Source organism: Planktosalinus sp. (assembly GCF_059864935.1).
The window spans coordinates 1-1,931 of sequence record NZ_JCBCCK010000268.1; the positions used below are offsets into that span (position 1 = coordinate 1).

Sequence of the window (1,931 nt, forward strand, 5' to 3'; positions counted from 1 at the left end):
GTGTTTGAAAACGAAATGGAATTCAAATCACCATAATTAATTTTGATTTCTTCAACAAGTGTTTCAAAAGGTATATCGCCGGTTGAAAGCCTTCTAAGTTGTTGTTCAAGCATTCTTATTCTTGCTTCCCGGGATTCCAGAGTCATCAGGTTTTGTGAAAACATATCTGACAGGGTGACAAAATTTGTAGAAGTAAACTCTGTGTCATCCTTGGTCTGCTTGACATCCAGGCTTACATCTTTTAAATTTTTATCATTCATTATTTTGGTACGCCAAGTGTTGATCACCGCATCAGGCACCGGCTCACCTCCCATGAATAATTCCAGTGTTTTGTTGTCATAATTTGCATTGTATTTGTACATAAATGCTTCTTCATAAAATATATTCTCAGTGATAAAAGTTTCCACATTGGTGGTGAAAATTTCTTTTTGGAGTAATTTCCAGAAGAGAATTGCACTTGGAATCATCACCACAAGTGCAATGGTAGTTGCAATTTGTGCAATGCGTTTTCTGCGTTTGGAGTTGGCATATTTTACAAGCGGAAAACCCAATAATTTTGAAACCACAAAAGCAGAAAGTGCTATAAAAATAGAGTTGATGGTAAACAGATAAAACGCCCCGCCAAAATATTCAAAATTGCCAACGGCAAGACCGTATCCCGCAGTGCACAAAGGTGGCATAAGGGCAGTTGCAATGGCCACACCATAAATCACACTGGGCATGGTACCCCTTTTGGTTTTGGCAACGATGAGTGCCAAACCGCCAAAAATGGCTATTAAAACATCCAATATAGTAGGGTATGTCCTGGCTTCAAGTTCCGGGGTGAGCTTTGTTAACGGAGAAAGCAGGAAGTACAGGTAAGCGGTGAGGATACTTAAGCCTATCATTATACCCAAATTAATGAGAGAACGTCTTAGGGTTTCCAAATCATTAATCGCTACCGAAAGCCCAACACCCACAATTGGACCCATAAGCGGCGAAATTAACATTGCCCCGATAACAACGGCAGTACTACTCACATTAAGCCCTACAGATGCCACAAAAATCGAAAAAATCAAAATCCAGGCATTGTGACCTTTAAAAGAAATTTCTTTTTTTACGGTTTCAACAGTTTCCTCCTTGTCTGTATCGTGTCTTACGTCAAGTAATTCTGAAAGAAACACTTTAATGCCCTCAAATGTACCCTGGGCGTTTCTTTTAATATTTTCGGTATGACGAGAGTCTTGAGTTTCCATAGAAAATACTTTTATAAATTGAACTTTTTCTTAGCAATTTCCTGTATCTGTTTGATGTCTTGTTCCTTTTCTTTCGGTACAATAATAAGCGTTTTTCTCTGATCTACGATAATGTAGTCTGATAAATTACTTACAATCACCTTTTTCCCTTTTTCGGTTTGAATGATGTTATTGTTGGAGTCTATTAATAGCGTGTGCGCTCTAACCACGGCATTGTTTTGCTCGTCTTTGGGCAACTTTTTATACAGTGAGCCCCAGGTTCCCAGATCATTCCAGTCAAAAGTTGCAGGTAAAACAAACACATTGGCTGCTTTTTCCAAAATGGCATAATCGATGGAAATGTTTTCAGAAGCAGCATAATTTTTTTTGATAAAAGTAGCTTCATTTTCAGTATTGTAAAGTTCCTTTCCGGATTCAAAAAGCTGATGCATCCCCGGCATAAGTTTTTCAAAAGCAGCGGTAATGCTTTTTACGCTCCAAATAAAAATGCCCGCATTCCACTTATAATTACCTGCTGAAATAAATGTTTTTGCTTTTTCGTAATTCGGTTTTTCGGTGAACCGAAGTACTTTTTTTATTTCATCAGTTGACTTTTCATATTCAATATAACCATAGCCTGTATTTGGAAATGTGGGCTGAATTCCCAATGTCATCAGCACATCATTCTCTGAACAATGCTGAAATGAAGCCTGAACA

2 protein-coding genes are annotated in these 1,931 nt (G+C 38.0%); both read right to left on the reverse strand.

The window, feature by feature from the left end:
* Nucleotides 1-1,235 (reverse strand): DUF389 domain-containing protein (locus tag AC6F75_RS08940; RefSeq protein ID WP_500714661.1); only part of this gene is annotated, 1,235 nt, incomplete at its 3' end.
* An 11-nt stretch (nucleotides 1,236-1,246) separates the two neighbouring features.
* The coding region (locus AC6F75_RS08945) for a sugar phosphate nucleotidyltransferase (protein ID WP_500714662.1) at nucleotides 1,247-1,931 on the reverse strand (685 nt) is incomplete at its 5' end.